The following is a 21,735-nucleotide window of genomic DNA, read 5'->3' as shown; positions in this document are numbered from 1 at the left end:
GGTATCATGCTAAATAAATTTCAAAATATTATTAGCAAATTAGTTATTGTCTGCTTAGTAATCTTTACGTCAGTCGTTTTGATTCAAGCTGGACATTTTTATACATTAAATTATTTAAAAATAGAACCAGTATTAGCGATACTGGTTTTTCTTTGTGCAATTATTTTTGTTGGTGGAGTAGGCTACTTACTCTATCGAATTCGGGATGATGATAAAACTCTCAATCGTTTGATTTTAATTAGTCTTTTACTGATTTTTGCGATTGTTGCCTTAATTTGGTTGAAGATGGTTCCACAGACACAAGTTAGTGACTTTAAAGCCTTTTGGAGAATGGCTCCGAAAGCCTTGAATGGTGAAAAAATCTTTAGTTACGATAATGATTATTTTGCTAAGTGGGCTTATCAAACTGGCTTTTTAGTCTATGTTATGACGGTGGTCAAAATTTTTGGACACCATGTGATAGCTATTCAGTTGTTAAACGTCCTGTATCAAATTTTGATACTTTTGATGGTCTATTTATTAGCAATTAAAATAACAAAAAAAGTTAAGATAGCCCGTTTATCAGTCTTTATTTTGATGATTGATTTGGACTGGTTTGCTTTGAATAGTCAGGCGGATAATCAATACTTGGGGATGCTGTTATTCTTAGTAACGTTTTACTTGATTCTAAAGGACCAGTATTGGTCTTATATACTAGCAGGTGTGACACTAGGTATTGGTAGTATCATTCGACCAATTGGTCCGGTCGTTATAGCGGGTACCGTTGTTTACGGTTTACTTTATTTATTGATTGATAAAAATCACCTTAACTGGTCTAAAATTGTCAAAATAATTATCACCCTATTGATTTATCAAGTGATATTTTCTGGGGCTAGCTTGGCTATTAAAAATTCTGGACTCAATTCTTATGGTTTAACTAATCGAGATTCTGAATGGAAATTCGTAGTCGGCTTGGATGCCAATTCCGATGGTGCCTATGATCAACAGATGGTCGATCGTTTCAATCTCAAGGATAGTCGCGATAAGATGAGTGCTAAGGAACATCAAGTTATCCGTGAAAATATCGATAACCTCAATGCAACCCATGGTTGGCTAAAGTTATTTTGGAACAAGAATGCTAAATTATGGGCGCAACGGGCGATCACAATAGATTTTACTGGAATTGAAACTAACCATTCATTGAAGATAAGTAATTTTGTTAAGCTATTGGGTTATTTAGGGTCGCTGGTCTTGATAATCTTGTCGTGGTTTGGTTCAATCAAATTATTGAAAGGTACCAACAAAGAGATATTTCTATTATTATTACCACTAATGGCATACGCCGTTGTACAATTATTAATTGAAGTACAGGGTAGGTATCGACTAGAATTTCTACCTGTTATCGCAATCTTAGGCGGAATTGGCCTATATTGGATTTACGATTGGTTTAAATTAAAATGGGGGAAAATGAATGTCTGATTTATTCAAATTAAGTATTGTAGTCCCTTGCTACAACGAAGAAGAGGTTTTGCCAGAAACGACAAAAGAATTATCAGCAATCGTCAATGGTTTGATCGAATCACGTAAGATTTCTGCTAACAGTAAAATTGTTTACGTCGATGATGGTAGTAAAGATAAAACTTGGAGTATGATCGATAATTTTTCCAAAGAATCTAAGATTGTTTCTGGTGTTAAATTAAGTCGTAATTTTGGTCATCAAGGAGCTTTGTTAGCCGGAGTAACTCGGGCTTCCAAAGATTCAGATGCCGTTATAACGATAGATGCTGACTTACAAGATGATGTTAATGCCATTCCCAAAATGGTTGATGAATACCTCGATGGTGCAGAAGTGGTTTATGGCGTAAGAAATAATCGTGATACTGATACGGCTTTTAAGCGTAATACAGCTGAGATGTTCTATAAATTCATGGGCTTTTTAGGGGTTCATTTAGTTCCTGATTCTGCCGATTATCGTTTGATGAGCCAAAGAGCATGCCAAGTTTTGTTGAGTTATCGTGAAAGAAATTTGTTTTTGCGGGGGATCGTACCTTTAGTAGGTTTCAAATCTGCCAAAGTTTACTATGCTCGTAAAGAAAGATTCGCTGGTGAATCTAAGTATCCATTACGCAAGATGATCAAATTTGCGATGGATGGAATCACTTCTTTTTCAATTGTTCCTATAAAGATGATCATGGGGTTAGGCTTTTTTATCGTTTTAATCAGTTTGATTTTATTGATTTATAGTTTTATTCAAAAAATCAATGGTAATGTCGTCGATGGCTGGTCGTCACTAATGATATCAATTTGGGCACTTGGTGGTGTACAATTGATTAGTATTAGTGTGATTGGTGAATACGTTGGGAAAATCTTTAGCGAGGTTAAACAACGTCCTAGATTTACTATTGAAAAAGATATTTACACTGAAAAAACACAAAAAGAAAATAAGAGGTAATTACTATGAATGCCGCACAAAAGAGAGCCATGCAATATGGCAATTTAATTAATAGTACTGTTCAATCGATTCAAGATGAACAAGATAAACTTAATCCAGAATTTGAAAAATTACGTGATGCATTAGACCGTAGTAAAGTTGATAAGTTAGACGATGTAGAATACACAAAGATTCAAAAGGATTTTGCCACTGGTACAAAGAATTACCAAACAACTTTAGCTAAATTGGAAAAGGGCAAAGCACCAGCTAGATTGATGGGAACACACATTAATTTAGTTTCAGCTTTCAAGAATTATGTTGCTGGTTGTGCTGATATGACTGAAAGTATCGGCGACAATAAGACGATTGACCGTCACAAGTTTGATGAAGCAGAAAAGAAGCAAGATGAGTATATGGATAAGTTTTCTAAATTGATTCAAAAGTTGACTAACTTAGCTTAAAATGACAGATTTAGAATTAACTGAATTAGTAAAAAAGGTTTCCCGAGAATATTTTGGGAAACCTTTTATTCATCAAGCATATTTTAATAGTCGATTGAAAACTACTGGCGGTCGTTTTCATTTGCAAGATAGGAATATTGATATTAATCCAAAAATATATCAAGAGTTTGGTCAAGATGAATTAGTTGGTGTCATAAAACATGAATTATGTCACTATCATTTGTACAATGATGGACTACCAGCTCAGCATAAAGATCGAACGTTTAAAGTTCTTTTACAACAAGTCGGTGGTAGTCGTTTTTCTCCAATCAAAAGCTCTGTTCATAGAAAAAATCATCACATTTATGAATGTAATAATTGCCATCATATTTATCAGCGCGTAAAAAAAATAAATACTCGAAAGTATGTTTGTGGGAAATGTCACGGGAAACTAAAATATATCAAAGATATTACTATTTCGTCTTGATAATTTTTTTATTTATGTGTATAGTAGAACGTGCATGCGGGTATGGCGGAATTGGCAGACGCGCAAGACTAAGGATCTTGTGGAGAATTATCTCCGTGGAAGTTCGAATCTTCTTACCCGCATCACTAAAGTAGTTGGACATTAATTTGTTCGACTGCTTTTTTTTTACAATGATTGATAATACTGGAAATTGAGCACAAGTTTTTTTGTGCATATGCAAATATTAATAAAAATATATATTAATTTTGGATTATTTATTCACGATAACTATATATATTTTTTTATCAGGTGGTATAGTATTATTGATAAATGTCATAACGATAGATGGGAGTGTGTTGCCATTGTTTCTTGGATCAATTATTTATAATAAACGACGAGAAATGAACTTAACTCAAATTGAGTTAGCTGACGATATTTGTACTCAGAATACGATTAGCAAAATTGAGAAACATAATATCGCACCCACGGTCAATATCCTTATTAAGATTTGCTTGAAATTGAATTTAACATTAAATGACGTTTTCAGTGATTTTTCAAGTAAAACTTCTGCCAAAGAGGATAGTGCCTTGGATGTGCTAGAGAAAGATACATTGTTGAAGAAAACTTCAGATGTAGCACAAAGATTGTCATCACTTGAAGGAAAATTGAGTGATAATGACATGAAGCAATATGAATTGATTACCGGTGTGTTAGATTATTGGAAGGGTAACTATGATGCGTCATTGTTTACTCTTGATAAAGTTTTACAATATACTAAATCAGCTGATGATGATATTTATACTTTATTAGCTTATTTGTTCAAAGGACTAGATTACTTAGGACAAGAACATGATGACCGCGCACAATACTATTTCCAAATGATTTCTAATGTTTGTGATGAGGATGTCGAACTCAAAAATGCCAATGAATTGGAAATCCTCTTTATTTGCAAGACTTTAGCTGGTTCTTTTGCTAAAATGCAATCTTATCAAACATCATTTGACTTCAGTCAACGTGGTTTAAAATTTGCTTACGAAAATCATGTTTCATATTTCTTAGATGAATTGAATTACTTTGCTGCTTTATCGATAAAAGACGATAAGAGCAAAGAAGCCGATTATGAAACTTTCAATAACTTAGCGTATTATCTTGCTAAAGTGAATGGAAATACTGATTTATTGAAGAAAATAGAACATAAATAAAATTAAAAATCATTGGATTATTCAATCTGATGATTTTTTTTATAAATAAATGTGTAAGCTCAATTATTGCAATATTTGTTTAAACATATTACTGTTTAATTAGTCTAAGGAGACTAAGGAAGTATAAAAAATGAAAAAACTTACAGTAATATTTTTAGCAATCTTACTTGGCTTAGGTTTTTCATTTTCACCGACTAGTGTCAAGGCTGAATCTGTAACTAGCGGAAGTTTTGTAGATGTAGATTCGTCTTCGGCAGACTTATATAATTCTAACGGAGATAATCTTGGGAGAAAAGTTTCAAAAAATAGTACATGGTATCTTGGGAAAACTATTAGTATTAAGAATACAGATTATTACCAAGTAGCTTCTGATGAGTATATAAGTTCAAAGGATAGCTACACTTACAGTAACAGACCGGAAGTTATCAAGGTTTCATCAACTGATGGAGATGTGCCTTTGTATGATCATAACTTTGTTCAATTATCAGATGTAGCACTAGCACCAGGTACTTCTTGGTATTCAGATAGGGTAATCTTTACACCAGATGGAATGCCATTTGTACGTGTAGCGACAGATGAATATGTGGGCATGTGGTATGTTGTGCAACAAGAATTTTCGGCTAAACTCTAAATAAACAAGAAGATTATCTTGAGTAAGATAGTCTTTTTTTTTATTTTCATGACATATAGGACTACAGAAGTCAATATTATCAATGGTTATAACGTTTTCTAACTTTTGCGATATACAATATATTGAAAATTTAATAAAAAAAATAAGCATTTTTGAACGATATTTCTTGTAATAGTTATCCAAACCTTGTAATATAAAGTTGCTTATAATTATGCCAAAGTTATATAGCTGACTGTGTGAAATATTAAAATTTTTATTGTATTACATAACATCAATTTTGTGTGCGCTTTTTTTCTGCCAAAAAATAAGTGCACAGAGGGTTAAATTATTTGAATTATAGTGAGGTCAAGGAAAAATGAAAAAATCTATATTGTTTTTAGTGTGTGCACTTTTAGGTGTCGGAGGTTCTTTAGTATCAACTACTGATGTTAATGCTGAATCAGTAAGTAAAGGGAATTTTGCTCAAGTAAGTTCTGAACAAGCACCTGTTTATGATCAAAATGGGAATGCTACTGACGTTGCTCTTGAAAAAGACAGTACTTGGCAAGTTGCTAAGACTCAAGATATTAATGGAACTAGTTATTTCCAAGTTGCACCTAACCAATTTTTAAGCTCAAAAGATAGTTTTGCATACAAAAACCGTCGAATGGTAATCAAAGTTCAATCACTCGACGGTAAGGATAAAGCTGTTAATGTTTATGATCATAATTTGGTACAAAAAAGCGACGTATCTTTAGCATCCGGAACCAAATGGGCTACAGATACTGTTATCAATACGTCTAACGGTATGCCTTTCTTACGTGTTGCTCCTGATCAATACGTTGCCATGTACGATGTAGTTGAACAAACTTTCAAGGCTACTATTTAATTTATTTTTATAACTGTGTGTGTGAATTATTAATTTGGATGTTCGTGGTATGCCGACCACGGACATCCTTTTTTTTGTATACATATCAATTTCGTGTACACTGCCAAATGTACTTGAATTGTCTTAACGATATATATGAGGTCAATCCTTATTACAAGTAATATAGTACTATCATTGCTTAGAAATTTTGATTCAATTTTTGTAAGAGGTTTTTTCCAAAAGTGGAATAAAACTTTATTAAAGTAATATTATTAATTCACTTAATGAACTTTTTTAGAAAAATGAACAAGATAATATAAATATCATGGCTATTTTTGTCAATTTTCACTTTTTACGAATAGTACATCGCTAAAGACCGGAAATGCTTGAGGTAATGGGGTTCTTTAAAAAAAGAAAAAATAATGAGAATTATTATTCTGGCATATTGGTTAGAAATATTTAATATAAGCGCTGAAGAAAGAAGCGTGATTGATATGTTATTAAATAAAAAATGTGTTTATTTAGGAGTTACGTTATTTTCAGCATTGATTCTAGGAGGAATTACAACATCTCAACCGGCAAAAGCTGCCACTACGAGCGATACGACGACTTCACCAAGTTCGAGTGTGTCAAGCGTTACTAGCCCAATAACTAGTTCAACGACTAGTGGTACTTCGACGCCGACGACTACTACGAGTAGCTCAATAACAAGTACTGCAACAACGGGTTCGTCGACATCAACACCAACAACAAGTAGTACGACAAGTCCAACAACGAGTCCGACCTCAAGTACTACAACAACTAGCGACACTTCAACACCAGCAACAAGCAGTACGACTGGTACAACAAGTCCAACTACAAGTACTAGCGGTAGCACAGTTTCAACGACTTCTACTACAACAAGTACCGCAACCACACCAAGTACTAGTTCAAGTACTACTTCAACTACACCAACGGGAACTACTACATCAACGACAAGTCCTTCGACATCGACTGGCTCAACAAGTACCGCAACAACCACGGGGACGGGCACAACTGGTACTTCGACTACACCAACAACTTCAACAAGTAATACTAATCCATATGCTTTGCCAAGTGATTTGACCGATAGCACTGTAGTAAACTTCGCCGATCCTTTGTTGGGAGCAGCTGTTAAGTCAGCTTTGAATATTCCAGCTAGTGATTCGATTACTGTTGGAGCAATTAAAGGTTATGTCAACCCAACTTTAGGAGTTATGATGACTACTTATGAGATGGATCATCCCGCCGATGGTTCTGCCCCTAAGCCTGGTGCTTCAATGAGTGATCAACAGGATACACCAATTGAAAGTCTAGATGGGATGCAATATTTGCAATTATTACCAGCTAAGACAACCGTTTTATTCCAAGCTAAATTAGCTTCAGATGCTAAAGCTAATACCGATTTGAGACCTTTGGATGGGGTAAATCTTGGTAGTTTTACTATTGAGGGTAATTTCAGTGATCCTAGTGCTAAAGAAATTGATATTAGTCAACTTAGTGGATTGAATACTTCTAACGCAACGCTTTACGAATTGAATGGGGACTCGACAGTAGCTGCTAATAGTGGTTTGAACAATCAAGAATTAGCCCAAGTTGCGCCAACAATAATTAAATTCGCTGATAATGGTCAAAGCTATCATACGATTGAATTAGGTTATTCAGGAATTTCGGACTTTTCACCTTTACAAGGTGTTGAATCCGGACAAAGCGTATCTGTCATCGCTGTATCGAATACACTTACTGATTCAACGCCAATCTATGCGGTAACTGGCCAACCAATCATGTTTACTGCACCTAAAGTTTTAGACTTGGATGGAAAAGATATAGCCGATAGCTATCATTATTCTAGTTCGGTACCAACAACTGATTTGAAAAATGACAATCTAACCAATAATGGAAATGACAGTTATACTTTGACCGATGCAGATCCTAATGCAAAAGAATTAAATTATGGTCAAATTGGTTTCGCTGATTATACACCGGATTCTTTGACTTATGAAAACAAAGGTACCACGACGTTTGAAGCCGTAACAATGGAATCTCAACCAATAATTTGGCAAGCACATCCTACAGTTACAATTGATTATTTGGATCCAGCTGGCCAACCAGTTTTAAACGCTGATGGAACTCCAATGACAAAGACAATTGAAGGTAATTTGATTGGTGATCCATACGATTTGACTACTGATAGCCAAATAACTGGGTATACTTTGACTAGTCCAACGAGTTTATTAAAGGGTAATTACACTCAAAATCCTCAAACAGTTGACTTAACTTATCAAGCAACCAGTTCACAACCTTATACATCAAATACTTCTCAGACTGGACAAAGTTCTTCATCAACGACTCAACCAACTACATCAACCACAACAACATCTCCCGATAGAGTTGCAATCCAAGTTAAAGATTTAACAGACGATTCTCCAGCTGATGAACAATTGATTGATGAAGGAGTCCGTGCTACTACTCATATCAATGGTCAACTCTTTTATTTGACAGGATACGACCAATGGGTTCTAGCCAGTGATTACAATAATGTTGCTTCACCAACTAGTGGTGTGGTCAGAACCTTTGATAGTTCAACTAGTCTGGTAAATTCTTATGGTCAACCAGTTTCAGAAAAATTAATGCCTAATACGGAATGGAAATATAGCAAGATCGTAACTATCAATGGTGCTAAATATTATCAGGTAGCTACTGATGAATTCTTGCCTGTTCAAAGTGGGGTTGATTTTGTTTCAACTAAAGGAACGGTCAAGACCCAAACTAGAGCAACACTTTATGATTCTCAAGGTAAAAGCCTAGGACGGGGATTGTCAAGTGGATCTAGTTGGTATACAGATGGCTATGCCATGATCAATGGTGTCAAGATGTATCGTGTCGCTACTGATGAATGGGTTCCAGCTAGTGATGTTATTTAAATAAAAAAGAAGAACTTGTGGTTAGTGTTAGAAATAACATTGATCACAAGTTCTTTTTTACGAATGGTATATGTGATAAATCAAAAAATATAAGCGGCAGTAGGACTTGTTAAAACACTTATTAATTGTTTTGTTTTTTGTAGAAACTTTATATTGGTATATATAAAAATAACGTTCTAATATCGATTTTGAGGATTAAGAAAAGAGTGATTGATATGTTAACTAATAAGAAATGTATGAAACTAGGAACGACTATTATTTCAGCGTTAGTATTAACGTCTTTATCGGGACAAAATGTGGATGCTGCAACGAGTACTTCTACTAGTTCGACGACCACGCCAACAACCGCTACGACAGAAACAGTATCGCCAACAGTGACGACTAGTGTAACAACCGCGCCAACGACTTCAACGACAGGTTCAACAACCTCAAGTTCAACAACCTCAAGTTCAACAACCTCAAGTTCAACAACATCAGGTACGACAAGTGAAACTCCAACGACATCTAGTTCAACTACTACGCCAACCACAACTTCGACGACTGCAACTACATCGAATACAGCAACGCCAACAACTTCAATGCCATCTTCAACGAGTACGACTGGGACAACTGTACCAACTGGCACAAATAGTGGTACGACGACTACACCAAGTACAACTACGACAAATGATACAACCACAACAGCACCAACGAATGGTTCAACATCTAGTACTTCAGGTAGCGGTGCTGGAGCAACTTTACCAGCTTCAAGTTTACCAGTGAGTGTTCCTACAACATTACCCGGTGGGCAAACTAATGTTACAGCTGATACTGGTGATTACAAGTTACCAAGTAATTTAACTGATAGTACTGTGGTTGATTTCTCGGATCCTACTTTAGCCGGAATGGTAAGACAAGCTTTAGGATTGAAAGCAACCGATCCAATCACAGTTGGAGATATTAAGAATTATCAACCATTGACGGTTACTTTGACATTGGATGAATCACAATACTTAGCTAAAAATCCTGCCACAGCCAATTTGACACAATCTGAATATACACCAATCGAGAGTTTGGATGGGATGCAATACTTACAATTATTACCACATGATACGATTAGTTTTACTGGTAGATTAGGTTCAGATGAAAACGCTAATCCAAGTTTGGAACCAATGTATGGTATCAAACTCAACCAATTGGAATTGATTGGTAATTTCAGCGACAATTCTAAAAAAGAGATCAATGTCAGCCAAATTGCTAAGTTGGAAACACCAATTGGCAGTGCTTATTTTGCTGGGGATGATGGGTTCAATGGTATTACTAATGATGAATTGAAGACCCTAGCACCTTGGGTTGTTCAATTTTCTAATAATTCTACTTACGGCAGTTTAGTTATGAATGGTAATACTATCAGTGATTTTTCACCATTAGGTGGTATCAATAGAAATACTAACTTCAGCATCAATACAACTGGTGGCGTCTACGATCCAACAACTGTTTATGGTGTTGTTGGTCAACCAATGCAGTTTACTTCAACACCAGTCAAAGGACTCGATGGTGAAGATGTTTCTTCAAACTACGGTTTCACTATGAATACTGCTAGTCCAGCATATGGTGATTTGACCGCCAAAGGAAACGACACTTATGTAATTCAAAATCCAACTGGTTCATATGATGAATTAGTTTACGGTGATTCTGGGTTTGATCCTAAATATAATCCTACTTACAATCTCGGTGGAGTACTGGTAAAGCAATATGGTACTACTCAATGGATCAACAATATGATTCATGCTCAACCAGTCGTTTGGCAAAGTGGTCCTAGTGTCGAGATTAAATATACTAATAGTGATGGCACACCAATTTTGAATGCCAATGGTCAACCATTAACTAAAACTGTCACTGGAACAACGATCGGTGATAGTTTTGACTTGAGCGGTGATACAGCAGTTGATGGCTATACTCTACAAAATCCAGTACCAACGTTGCAAGGTAAATATACGCAAAATCCACAAACAATAACTTTGACATATAAAGCTATTCCTAAGTCGACTTATACCGGAACAACTAGTTCTGGTTCAACGACAACGACCACAACTCCAACAGCACCAACTACTCCACCAACTTCTAATGATGAAGTGCAATCAAGAATTCCTATAACAGTTGATTCCTTATCTGGACCTCAAACTGGAGAAAATGAACTCTTAGCTAGTTTAGGAGTCAAAGCAATGACAACTATTAACGGTCAAAAATTTTATCAAGTAGGTTATGGACAATGGGTCGAAGCTAGTTCATTTACTGACACTGAATTTTCTAAACCCGGTACAGTCAGAACTTTTAACAATACTGTTGACTTAGTTGATAGTTCGGGCAAAGAAATTGGCAGAGTCGTATCCCCAAGTTCAGGTTGGAAATACAGTAAGATCGTAAAAATTGACGGTAATGATTACTATCAAGTTGCTACAAATGAATTCGTGCCTGTAACCAGTGGTATCCCTTATACAGCAGTGCCAACAACTACTTCAGTTGCTCTCACTAGTTTAACACCAATTTATAATTCTAAAGGTGAAGATATCGGAACGACTTTGTCAGCAAATACTAGTTGGAGAACTGACAGCTATGCCACAATCAATGGTGAAAAGATGTATCGTGTCGCTACCGATGAATGGATTCCAGCTAGTTCATTAACCACTTATCAACCAATTTCATCTATTTATACAACTAAGACAGAAATTCCACTTTATGACCATACTGGTAAATTGATTGGCAAAACTCTAGCACCTGGAACATCTTGGAAGACTGATCAACTTGCTACTATCAATGGCCGGGAATATTATCGTGTCGCTATAAATGAATATGTTTTAGCATAAAGAAATAACCTCTACATTTAAGTTGTGGAGGTTATTTTGTTGTTACATTCTGTATAGAAAAGAATGGACTCTAGAGAGTATGTATTTTAAATTTAGGATAATTTTTTTAATAAATTATGACGACCTTTTATTGGAATGATTCAAAAATGCACATTAATATCGATTATGAATAAGGGAATTAAGAAAAGAGTAATGATATATGTTAACAAATAAAAAATGTGTATATTTGGGTGCCACAATTATTTCGGCATTAGTATTAACAATTTTGTCAGGACAAACGGTTAAGGCTGATACAACGACTAATAATCAAATAACTAACAATCAAACAACTAACAATCAAACAATTACGTTAGCTCCAGCAACAAAAGCGACGCCAACAGCTGCTAAAATTAGTGTAGCCACTGATGATGATACAACTAAGGGACAAACCGCTGTATCATCAGTAAATGATTCTTCAATTAGTGCTGCCAAAAATCAGGGAGATTCGACAGCTACAACTAGTACAAACGATAATTCGTCGAATGATTCATCTGATAGTTCGTTGAAAGATAATTCAGCAAACCAGGGTTCTACTGCAGTAGCCACTAATTCAACTTCAGAACCCTCAACTAATGATGTAAATACGAGTTCTACAGCAAATCAAACTACAACAAATACAAATTCTGACAATAGCGGTACAAATACAAGTTCACCCGCAACAGATAATAATTCGAATGAAAATGTTGTCCAGGATATGAATGGCGTTGACATTAGTCTTTCGAATGCTTCAATGCAGGGAATATATGTGCTCCACAATGATATATATCCTAATTTAGCTGTACCAGACAAACCAGTCGTAGGTCAAACCAATATTACTAATGATACTAATTCATATGCTTTACCTGATAACTTAACTGATACAACAGTAGTTAATTTTGCTGATCCATATTTAGCTGGTTTAGTAAAACAAGGCTTGGGTTTAAAATCCACTGATAATATTACCGTTGGTGATATCAAGAATTTTAAAGGAGCAATTTTGAATATCAATGGTTCAGAAATTGCTGACGGATATGGAAACGGTGAAGAATCTTCAAAAGATGTTACACCAATTGAAAGTTTGGATGGAATGCAATATTTACAGCTATTGCCTAATGATATTGTTAGCTTTACAGGAACTTTAGCTTCAGATGCCAAGGCTAATCCAAGTTTGACTCCACTTTATGGTTTGAAATTATCTAAATTGAATTTACTTGGTAATTATAGTGATGGAACTATGAAAGAAATAAATGTAAGTCAAATTCCAAAACTAACAATGGCAATATCTCACGATATGCTTAATGAAGTTCTAACTCCTACTAATGATATTGATAATCAACTATCACTTAGTGGGGATGAACCATTTAATGGATTGACTAACGATGAGCTAAAGACAATTGCACCATGGATTGAACAAAACTCAAAGAGAGAAACATCTCAAGGTATAAGAGGCTTCTTGGGTGATATTTATTTTCTAAATTCCACGATTGATGATTTTTCTCCCCTCAAAAATGTTTTTGCTGATAATTATACAGTAGCAATATTTCAATCACATGGTATGAAGTATGACCCAACTCCAGTATATGGTGTCAAGGGGCAACCACTTATTTTCAAAGCTGATCCAATCTATGATAATTATGGATTTGAATTTAAGAACCCTAATGACTTCGAAGCTTACAATGATCCTGATTCAGTTGTTCGTCCAGTTAAGAGCTTGGGCAATGACACATACGAAATTGATAATCCTGATATGAGTGTCAAAATGTTGATATACGGATATCCATTTCTTTCTGCCGATGAAAATAAAGTACAAGGCTTTTATAATCCACTTCTCACCGCAACCATGCATTCTCAACCCTTAATTTGGCAAGATCATCCTAACGTTACTATCGAATATGTTGATCAAAATGGTAATCCAATCATGTCAAATGGTGTTCCTCTAACTAAAACAGTCAATGGCAACTTGATTGGCGATAGTTTTGATTTAACTAAAGAAGCTAGTCTAAACGGCTATACTTTGTTGAGTCCAACGACTAGTCTACAAGGTAAATATGAACAAGCACCACAAGTTATCAAATTAAGCTTTAAGGAGAATCCAGTACCCGTTAGCGCAAATGATGATGAAGTAAATCCTACAACCGTAAATACATTAGCTACACCAATTACCATTATTCCAAAAGTTGTTGGAACAGTTTCACTACATGACTTAACTGGTGCTGAAACCGGTAAAAATCTTGTAGTAAATGGCAGTGAAATCACAATTTCAGCCACTGCAATGATCAATGGTCAAGAATATTACCAAATCGGTAATAAATGGGTTTGTGCTGATGATTTTGATATTGTAGAAACTGATAAATTAGGTTATGTCAGAATATACAATGAAGTTGCTAATTTGATTAATAGCGATGGCCAATTGTTAACTAGAGAATTGGGACCAAATACTGGGTGGAAATTCAACAGAATCGTTTCAATCGACGATAACGATTTTTATCAAGTAGCAACCAATGAATTCGTTTCAGTCGACAATGGTGTTCCATATATTCCAATTAATACTAAAACGGACGTTAGACTTATAAAGTCCGCTGAACTTTATGATTCACAAGGTCCAGACCTAGATAAAAGTTTACCAACTAAAACTAGTTGGAGAACTGATAGTTATGCCAAAATCGATAACGTCAAGATGTATCGTGTCGCCACCGATGAATGGATCCCAGCCGATACTTTAAATGTGGTACAAGTTAAATAAAGGCAACAAAATAACCTCTACAAATTGATGTAGAGGCTTTTTTTGTTATTACTTTTGTTGTTTTTGTTGAATTAATTTAACTTTCTCCAAAATACCTTTGTTGAAAGCTTTCATATAATCGTCACGATTGGCAAAATGCTTATTCTGAAGTTGATCTTGAACATCGACCCAATCGTAATAATTGATAGGGATTTTATTTCTGTTGTTATTTTTGACATATAATTCGGCAAAATTTGGATCATCTTGAATTAAAGTGGTTAGCCAAATGTAGTGAGTATCTTGGTACTGTAGGTAATACTGGTTTTTACTATCTATAGTATTTTGAAATTCTGAATATTCAATTTGCATATCAAAAGTTTGGCCGTAATTTCTAGCAATCAAGTCCATTCTGACACCTAAAACTAAGGCAATTAAAGCAAAGACTGGGAAAATGTATTTCTCATACGTATCGGTCAATAAATCAATATTGATAACTATTATAGTAGAAAAGAGTGCATAAGTTGCAAACATACATCTGGAACCAAAGGGTGAAACGACTAAAAATGGTGCGATAACAACGAAACCAGATAATAGTAGAAAGAGATTAGCAATTCTTAACCTGACGTCTTTTATCTTGTAAGAATATAAAATTACGATGATACTGAATAATAGTAGTAGAACTCCAACAGTGATCAACGTCTTTGGAGTAAATTGTGTTTTCAAATAATTAAACATCGTGTCAGCTTTGGCCGAACCGGAGACTGAACGATAGGAATCTTTTCCGAATAAGATTTTTAAATAGGCACCGTTGATGAACATGAAAAAAGCACCAATAAAGTTTCCTAGAAGGATCCAATTGAGAATCTTTTTGAATTCAGTTCCGAAGTGCTTTCTCAAGAAAAGCCAAATTAACACACTGTTGAAGCAATTCAAAAGCGTTACGTGTTCGGCAAAAAATTGAGCCATGATTGAAGCTAAGAAAATTAAAATGACGACAGTTCGATAATAATGAATTTCTTTGTCGTAATTTTTTAAAACTAAATAAAGCATGAACAAAGGGAAAACAACTGATGGAACGTAGTTAGCAAATCCTGCATGCCAGCCGAGAATTTGTTTAAAAATAACTTTTGGAGTTATTAGGATGGCGATAGTCATTAATGATGAGGAAACTAATCCTAAAGATTTAGGCGCTTTGATTTGATCTCTGATTTTTTGAACTAAAAAGACGATCAGAGTCATGAAAGTTCCATAAGCAATAAATGATAGTGGTTTGATTTTAGTGATAGAAATAACTAGTAAATCTCCTAAATAACGTCCATCGTATTTTAGGAAGATGCCTTGAGGGAAATAGTTACTACCGAAGTAGGTACCCCAATGCAAGTCATCACCAAGTAGTGGCATCCATAGACCAATCAGTCCGAAGATAATGAAAATGATGAAATAAAAACTTAGTTTAGCTGTTCTTGTCATATTGTGTCCTCTCGAAGTATCTTTTATTAGGATATATTCATTTCGATTTTCTAGCAACAAAAATCTATACTTGCTACCAGATATGTCATATTGATAAAATATTTACGTGGATAATTGTGCATGTTAAGATTGATTTTGCAAACGATTACAGAAAAAGGTGAAAATTTCATGAAAAAAACAAGAGTCATCAACTCTAATATTTCACGTGTCATTGCTCAAATGGGTCATTTTGATACGCTTGGAGTCGGCGATGCTGGGATGCCAGTTCCAGCAAATACTGAAAAAATTGATTTGGCAGTTGAAGCCGGTTTGCCAAGTTTTATGCAAGTTTTAGAAAATGTCTTGAGTGAATTGGAAGTACAAAAAATTTATTTGGCTGAAGAGATCAAGGTTCAAAATCCAGAACAATTGGCTGCTGTGAAAAAAGTTATCGGTGATACACCAATTGAGTTTATTCCTCATGAAGAAATGAAGAAGGATTTGAATAGTACTAAAGCATTTATTCGAACGGGAGAGGAAACACCATATTCAAATATCTTACTTGAAAGTGGCGTTGTCTTTTAGAGAGGTTTTAATATGAAGAAAATTGTTGTATTAGGTTCAATCAATATCGATACTATTTTAAATATTGCTCGTTTACCTTTACCTGGTGAAACAATGGCGATGCATGGTCGTTCAATTGCTGGTGGTGGAAAAGGTGCTAATCAAGCGATTGCGGCTGTTCGTGCAGGAGCAGAGACATCATTTATTGCTAAAATTGGAAAAGATCATGCGGCTGATTTCATGATTGATACTTTTAAATCAGATGGTTTAAATATCCAAAATGTTACTGAAGATACCGAGGCTGGTACTGGTAAAGCTTATATTCTGCTAGATGATAATGGTCAAAATAGTATTTTAATTTACGGTGGAGCTAACCAGACAATCACAGTCGAAGATATTAGAAATGCTTCTGAAACTATCAAATCAGCTGATTGTTTGATCACTGAATTCGAAACGCCACTAGAAGCATCAACGGAAGCTTTTAAAATTGCAAAGGAAAATAATGTGTTAACTATTTTAAATCCTGCTCCAGCTAAGCAAAATATTCCTGAAGAGTTGTTGAAACTCACTGATATCATCGTTCCTAACGAAACAGAGGCACAAGCAATTACGGGAATTGAAGTCGTTGATGAGCCATCAATGGAACAAGCTGCAAAAAAAATGCACGCAATGGGTGTAAAGAATGTTATAATAACCGTCGGTGCTAATGGATCATTTTATTCACAAAGTGAAAAGAGTGGTTTCGTTAATGCCTATAAAGTTAACACTGTTGATACAACAGCTGCCGGTGATACATTTATCGGATATCTAGCTTCTAAGTTAGATTCAGATTTAAGTAATATCGAGGAAGCGATGAAATTTGCTAGTAAAGCATCTTCTATTACAGTTCAAACTCAAGGTGCTCAGAATTCAATTCCTTATGTCAAAGATGTTGAAATTTAAGTATTTGTAAACGAAACTTTACTCTAAGTTCATTGTAATAATTGGTCAAACATGTTAATATAATAGTTGTATTTTTGAATGGTGAATGGTTCGAATGGTTTGAATGTTTCGTATTTTAGACTTTCTTCCATGATGTACCACGAAATAATGCACAAAAAATATTTAGTTATCAGGAGGAATAGTCTGATGGAACACGGAACAGTTAAATGGTTTAACGCAGAAAAAGGCTATGGTTTTATTACACGCGAAGATGGTAGTGACGTATTTGTTCACTTCTCAGCAATCCAAGGTGACGGTTACAAGACACTTGAAGAAGGTCAATCTGTAACATTCGATATCGAAGATTCAGATCGTGGCCCACAAGCTTCAAACGTTGTTAAGGACTAATTAATAAACTTTGAGCAAAAAGTCAACTCGTATGAGTTGGCTTTTTTTAATGCACTTTTTTTACTACCACAATCATAATTTACATAAATTTTACAGTAAATAAACATTAATAGTTTATGCTTAAGACTCAACATTGTGGGGGTCGATATGCAAACAGCTTGGCAGAAGAATTTTAAAATTTTATGGTTTGGTAGCTTTATTACCGATATGGGCAATGCGATGACATTGCCTTTTGTTGTCTTATTTATTGACACGTTGGGTAATTTTACACAAACACAATTGAATTTCTTGGGAGCAGCGGCATTTTCTTTAACATATTTAATGAAGGCTTTTGTTTCACCGCTTTGGGGCCGATTGGCTGATTTAAAAGGACGAAAATTGATGTGTCTGAGGGCTTCAGGCGTAATGACGATAACGATTTTTATGATTGGTCTGTCTCCAAACGTTTGGTTTTTATTATTCTTTCGTGCTTTGCAAGGAGCGTTTTCGGGATATATCAACAATGCTAATGCTTTGATGTCAGTTTCCGCACCACGAGGCATTCAGGGGCGAGTAATGAGTAAGTTAGTAACTGGTAGTATTGCTGGGACATTGATTGGTCCGTTGATTGGAAGTTTTTTAGCAACAACAGTTGGTTATCGTGGAGCATTCTTTTTGACAAGTTTTTTGATGGGATTAGTTTTTTTTACGACACTATTCGGAGTCAAAGAAGACTTTACACCAATTACTAAAGAGAAATTACGGCCAGCTTTACCTTTAATGAGAAAGATTGGTTGGTCTTTCTTTTTGGCCTTGTTTTATTCGCTATTAGCCATCCAAGCAACCACCAATGCAATTACACCAATGATCAGTTTGTTAGTTCGAGAGCTTGATTATCACAGTTCTAACTTGGTTATTATCACTGGCATCGTCTCTGCAGCCCCAGGATTAGCGACTATTTTAATGGCTGGAGTGGTTGGACATCTGATCGATAAGATTGGAGGTTTGAAGAGTATGTGGTTATTTTTGATTCTAGCCGTTGTCAGTCTGACTTTGACCAGCTTAGTCCAAAATATTTGGGAATTAGTTATCTTGAGATTTATTTTGGGGATTTCTGATGCAGCCTTGATTCCGTCGATTCAAGTTTTAACTGTACAAAATGTACCGAAACAAATCTTTGGACGAATTTTCAGTTATAATCAATCCGCACAGTCGTTTGGAAATGTCTTTGGTCCAATGCTTGCGGCTGTGATTGCTACAGGATTAGGTTATAAAAGTATCTTCTTGTTCTGTGCTATTTTAGAAGCTTTAGCCTTGATATTGTGGGTTTTGTATACAAAACGATCAGCAATAAAATTTGATAGTCTAAGACATTTTTAAAATTCTTTTTCAAATCATAAAAAATTCAAGGTTATCGGCTATAATTAGAGTTAATAAACTTAAAAGGGATAGATCAATTGCCACAAAAGAGAAGATATACAGCGCACAAGAGTTATCGGCGCAAACGAAGTAGAAAAAACAACAATACAACTCTTATTTTGTTAGCCATCGTTGCTGTTTTTGTAATCAGCTTTTTTGGATACAGGAGATATGTCCAATATCAAAACGAAACAAAGGTTGAGATGGTCCAACAAGAGCACAATGCTTTTGTCAAAAAAGTTGCACCTTATGCAGTCGAGTTAGGTGAAGAATATGGTGTTTTGCCTAGTATCACGATTGCTCAGGCAATTTTGGAAAGCGATTGGGGCACTAGTACGCTAGCTAGTCAGTACAATAATTATTTTGGCATTAAGGGAGAGGATCCTAGTAATACCAAAGTTTTGCAGACGAAAGAATACACTAACGGTCAATGGACAACCATCAACGGACGTTTTCGGGTTTATTCGGATTTTCGTGAGTCGATGAAAGATCATACAAAATTGTTAGTAGATGGTACCTCGTGGAATCCCCAGCAATATAGGCAAGTTATTCAATCAAAGAATTATATTGATGCGGCAGTTGCTTTACAAACTGATGGATATGCGACTGATCCTGGTTACACAAGTAAAATTATTCGGATTATACAAAAATATAATCTAAAAAAATACGATCAAGGTATCAAGTGAAAATCAAAGTATGATAGACTCTAATTATTCTATTAAATAGGGGAGAACGTAATGAAGGAACTAGAAGAAAGAATCAGAAAAGATGGTCGAGTTTTAGGCAAAGACGTGCTTAAAGTTGATAGTTTTTTAAACCATCAAGTTGACCCAATGTTAATGGAAAGAATGGGTGAAGAATTTTACAACCATTTTAAGGATGCTGGTATCAATAAGATTTTGACAGTGGAATCTTCAGGTATCGCACCTGCAGTTATGACTGGGTTGAAATTCCAAGTTCCAGTTGTTTTTGCCAGAAAACACAAGTCAGTCACTTTGACTGATGATTTGTACACTTCAGAAGTTTATTCATTTACTAAGAAGACTTCTAATCACATCAGTATCGACAAACGCTTTTTATCAAAGGATGATACTGTTTTGATCATTGATGACTTCTTGGCTAATGGACAAGCTGTTAATGGATTGGATACTATCATTGAAGATGCCGGCGCAACTTTGGCTGGAATTGGAATTGTCATTGAAAAATCCTTCCAAAAGGGTAGACAATTGATTGATAAATCCGGAACTCCAATTTATTCATTAGCTCGTATCAAGGCTTTTGAAAATGGCCAAGTGGTCTTCCAAGACGAAGAGGAATAGTAATAGGAAGGTGGAATTATGACTTTTATTGCGCCCGGTAAGACTTTAGGAATAATTGGCGGCGGCAGTGAAACTTATATATTTGAATTGGAAGCTAAAAGAATGGGCTTTAGAACCATGCTTTTGACGGACGAAGAAAAGGATATTGCGACACAGGCCGCGGACAGTTTTTTAGTCGGTACTTTAGAGAACCTTGAAAATCTAAGTGAATTGGGCCGTAGAAGTGACCTTCTTTTGTACATGGATGAGAATTTCGACAGTACGCTTTTAAAAAAAATGTCAGAAGACTTCAATGTGGTTCAAGGAGCTGATCTGTTAGGTATTGCCCAAGATCGATACATTGAAAGAACTTTTTTGAACGATTTGAATATTAACGTTCCACCGTTTTTTTCGATTGTTACAGTCAATGATATAAAAAAAGCTGTCGAAGAGATTGGCTTTCCATGTGCACTAAAACCGATTCAAAAGAATCAGACTATCTTAAAACGTCATATTTTGTACAACGCTGAAGATGTCGAACAAGTCCAAAAATTGCTCCAAGATGGAACTTATATTTTGGAAGCCTGGATCGATACGAAGGCTGAGTATTCAATTATGGTCAGCAAGAGTAAAGATAAAAAAATCCATACTTTTCCGATGATTCGAGAAATATACGATGGTACGCATTTGATGAGTTCTTTCATTTACAAGAAGAATAATCCCGATGTGGAAGCAGAAATGCAACGGGTTGCCTTGATGGTGGCGAAAAATGTTGATTATGTGGGAGTATTTGGCATAGGTTTCATCCTATCTCAATCCGGGGTTTTGTACGTCAAACGAATTTTCCCAGGAATCAATTATTCAGCTAATGTTTATCAAGAAGCAACCGGCATTTCTCAATTTGAATTACATATCAGAGCGATTTGTGATTGGCCCATTCCTGAAATTTTTCCAATGGTCAACGCGGCTGCCTTGAAGATTATTGAAGGCAATTTGCCACAGAGTTTGGACTTGCTTCAGGAAAAAGCACAATGGAAATTTAACTATTACACAGGTTTTAAAGCTAAGAATCAAGCCGATAGGGATGTCGGTTATATTTCAATTTTTTCTGACGATGTCGAAGAATTAAAGAATGATATCTTAACAACTAATATTTGGAGAGTAGAATAATTC

Annotated in this window: 19 protein-coding genes and 1 tRNA gene; 18 read left to right on the top strand and 2 right to left on the bottom strand. The window is 35.3% G+C overall.

All coding sequences use genetic code 11. From position 1 onward, the window contains the following. Positions 1-6 precede the first annotated feature (6 nt). From FC88_RS03960 to FC88_RS03915, 9 genes are all read left to right on the top strand, one after another. Complete coding sequence (locus FC88_RS03960) at positions 7-1,458, top strand: ArnT family glycosyltransferase (RefSeq protein ID WP_057813018.1); 1,452 nt, start codon at positions 7-9, stop codon at positions 1,456-1,458. Further along, positions 1,451-2,431, top strand: a complete 981-nt coding sequence (locus tag FC88_RS03955) for a glycosyltransferase family 2 protein (protein ID WP_057813016.1) — start codon at positions 1,451-1,453, stop codon at positions 2,429-2,431. The genes FC88_RS03960 and FC88_RS03955 overlap by 8 nt, the downstream gene beginning before the upstream one ends. A gap of 5 nt (positions 2,432-2,436) precedes the next feature. Continuing rightward, on the top strand, positions 2,437-2,871 hold the full coding sequence (locus tag FC88_RS03950; protein ID WP_057813014.1) for a hypothetical protein: 435 nt from the start codon (positions 2,437-2,439) through the stop codon (positions 2,869-2,871). A gap of 1 nt (position 2,872) precedes the next feature. Next, positions 2,873-3,337, top strand: coding sequence for a SprT family protein (locus FC88_RS03945; RefSeq protein WP_057813012.1), 465 nt, complete (start codon positions 2,873-2,875; stop codon positions 3,335-3,337). A gap of 36 nt (positions 3,338-3,373) precedes the next feature. Further along, positions 3,374-3,459 (top strand) — tRNA-Leu (locus FC88_RS03940). Between the two features lie 210 nt (positions 3,460-3,669). After that, positions 3,670-4,518, top strand: coding sequence for a helix-turn-helix domain-containing protein (locus FC88_RS03935; protein WP_268750928.1), 849 nt, complete (start codon positions 3,670-3,672; stop codon positions 4,516-4,518). Positions 4,519-4,648: 130 nt separating this feature from the next. Continuing rightward, complete coding sequence (locus FC88_RS03930; protein WP_057813007.1) at positions 4,649-5,149, top strand: SLAP domain-containing protein; 501 nt, start codon at positions 4,649-4,651, stop codon at positions 5,147-5,149. A 355-nt stretch (positions 5,150-5,504) separates the two neighbouring features. After that, positions 5,505-6,017, top strand: a complete 513-nt coding sequence (locus FC88_RS03925; protein WP_057813005.1) for an SLAP domain-containing protein — start codon at positions 5,505-5,507, stop codon at positions 6,015-6,017. A 473-nt stretch (positions 6,018-6,490) separates the two neighbouring features. Then, entirely contained in the window at positions 6,491-8,938 is a 2,448-nt protein-coding gene (locus FC88_RS03915) for a MucBP domain-containing protein (protein ID WP_162256523.1), read from the top strand. A 148-nt stretch (positions 8,939-9,086) separates the two neighbouring features. Here the strand turns inward: FC88_RS03915 and FC88_RS13000 are convergent, their stop codons facing one another. Beyond that, complete coding sequence (locus FC88_RS13000; RefSeq protein ID WP_162256522.1) at positions 9,087-9,563, bottom strand: hypothetical protein; 477 nt, start codon at positions 9,561-9,563, stop codon at positions 9,087-9,089. Between FC88_RS13000 and FC88_RS03910 the strand changes: the two genes are divergently transcribed. Continuing rightward, on the top strand, positions 9,517-11,784 hold the full coding sequence (locus FC88_RS03910) for an SLAP domain-containing protein (RefSeq protein WP_162256521.1): 2,268 nt from the start codon (positions 9,517-9,519) through the stop codon (positions 11,782-11,784). The genes FC88_RS13000 and FC88_RS03910 overlap by 47 nt on opposite strands. Positions 11,785-11,983: 199 nt before the next feature. After that, positions 11,984-14,545: a MucBP domain-containing protein gene (locus FC88_RS03905; RefSeq protein WP_057812997.1), complete on the top strand. Its 2,562-nt coding sequence runs from the start codon at positions 11,984-11,986 to the stop codon at positions 14,543-14,545. A 48-nt stretch (positions 14,546-14,593) separates the two neighbouring features. Here FC88_RS03905 and FC88_RS03900 read toward each other — a convergent pair whose 3' ends face one another. Further along, on the bottom strand, positions 14,594-15,994 hold the full coding sequence (locus FC88_RS03900; protein WP_057812995.1) for a cation-translocating P-type ATPase: 1,401 nt from the start codon (positions 15,992-15,994) through the stop codon (positions 14,594-14,596). A gap of 168 nt (positions 15,995-16,162) precedes the next feature. Between FC88_RS03900 and rbsD the strand changes: the two genes are divergently transcribed. From rbsD to FC88_RS03865, 7 genes are all read left to right on the top strand, one after another. Next, on the top strand, positions 16,163-16,558 hold the full coding sequence (rbsD, locus tag FC88_RS03895; RefSeq protein WP_057813071.1) for a D-ribose pyranase: 396 nt from the start codon (positions 16,163-16,165) through the stop codon (positions 16,556-16,558). Between the two features lie 12 nt (positions 16,559-16,570). After that, entirely contained in the window at positions 16,571-17,479 is a 909-nt protein-coding gene (gene rbsK, locus FC88_RS03890) for a ribokinase (protein ID WP_057812993.1), read from the top strand. A 186-nt stretch (positions 17,480-17,665) separates the two neighbouring features. Continuing rightward, positions 17,666-17,866 (top strand): cold-shock protein, encoded by a 201-nt coding sequence (locus FC88_RS03885; protein ID WP_057812991.1) that lies wholly within the window; start codon positions 17,666-17,668, stop codon positions 17,864-17,866. A 147-nt stretch (positions 17,867-18,013) separates the two neighbouring features. Then, on the top strand, positions 18,014-19,225 hold the full coding sequence (locus FC88_RS03880) for an MFS transporter (protein ID WP_057812989.1): 1,212 nt from the start codon (positions 18,014-18,016) through the stop codon (positions 19,223-19,225). A gap of 77 nt (positions 19,226-19,302) precedes the next feature. Continuing rightward, positions 19,303-19,950 (top strand): glycoside hydrolase family 73 protein, encoded by a 648-nt coding sequence (locus FC88_RS03875; RefSeq protein ID WP_057812987.1) that lies wholly within the window; start codon positions 19,303-19,305, stop codon positions 19,948-19,950. Between the two features lie 51 nt (positions 19,951-20,001). Continuing rightward, positions 20,002-20,583: a xanthine phosphoribosyltransferase gene (locus FC88_RS03870; protein WP_057812985.1), complete on the top strand. Its 582-nt coding sequence runs from the start codon at positions 20,002-20,004 to the stop codon at positions 20,581-20,583. An 18-nt stretch (positions 20,584-20,601) separates the two neighbouring features. Beyond that, entirely contained in the window at positions 20,602-21,732 is a 1,131-nt protein-coding gene (locus FC88_RS03865) for an ATP-grasp domain-containing protein (RefSeq protein ID WP_057812982.1), read from the top strand. Positions 21,733-21,735 lie beyond the last annotated feature (3 nt).

This window comes from Companilactobacillus futsaii JCM 17355 (genome assembly GCF_001435505.1).
Classification (GTDB): Bacteria; Bacillota; Bacilli; order Lactobacillales; family Lactobacillaceae; genus Companilactobacillus; species Companilactobacillus futsaii.
Note: the sequence above shows the minus strand (reverse complement) of the source record. Positions and strands in the feature narration are given on the sequence as shown.